The 701-nt window shown below is 61.1% G+C and carries 1 tRNA gene and 1 rRNA gene; both read left to right on the top strand.

From position 1 onward, the window contains the following. Positions 1-9: 9 nt before the first annotated feature. Positions 10-124: ribosomal RNA gene (gene rrf, locus AB4Z00_RS26560) — 5S ribosomal RNA — on the top strand. A gap of 207 nt (positions 125-331) precedes the next feature. Next, positions 332-408 (top strand) — tRNA-Met (locus AB4Z00_RS26555). The last annotated feature ends 293 nt before the right edge of the window (positions 409-701 follow it).

Below are 701 nucleotides of genomic sequence, written 5' to 3'. Positions count from 1 at the left end.
TCTCCATTGCTTGGTGACCATAGCGTCAGTGACCCACCCGATCCCATCTCGAACTCGGCCGTGAAACCTGACAGCGCCAATGGTACTAACGCTCAAGCGTTGGAAGAGTAGGACGTCGCCAGGCATTGAAGCCGGCGTGCTGTAAAAAAACCCATCACAATGACAAAGGGCAAATGCCCTCAAACAGGGCCCCATAAGGGCCCTGTTCGCGTTCATGACGAACGCAGCCATCATCACGCGGGGAAGAAGCACCCCGCCGTCCACGCCGGCACCGCCCGGAACAGACMACAAAACACGCTTCAAGGCTGACACGCTCAGCCCTCAATGGTGACGCGGGGTGGAGCAGCCCGGTAGCTCGTCAGGCTCATAACCTGAAGGTCGCAGGTTCAAATCCTGCCCCCGCAACCATAAACACATCCCCACACCCAACGGTCCAGGCAAGCGCGCGCCTTGGCGCCGCACACGCGCCAGCAGGCGCCGATGCGCGGAGCACGCCGCAGGGATGTTCCCTCGCGCGTGCAGCTAGTGACCTGCCCCCCGGCGGTCCCTCGATCATAACGAGAGTCTTGCGGTTGAATAATCCGGCACGCTCGCCTGCACAAGCGCGTCGGGCGTGATGCTATCGTCCTGCACGAACGTCCGACGCGCTTGTGCAGGCGTTCGATTTCCCAACGATGAGTGGGGCCGAACATGGTTGTAGT

Source organism: Novosphingobium sp. YAF33 (assembly GCF_052113265.1).
GTDB lineage: Bacteria > Pseudomonadota > Alphaproteobacteria > Sphingomonadales > Sphingomonadaceae > Novosphingobium.
Note: the sequence above shows the minus strand (reverse complement) of the source record. Positions and strands in the feature narration are given on the sequence as shown.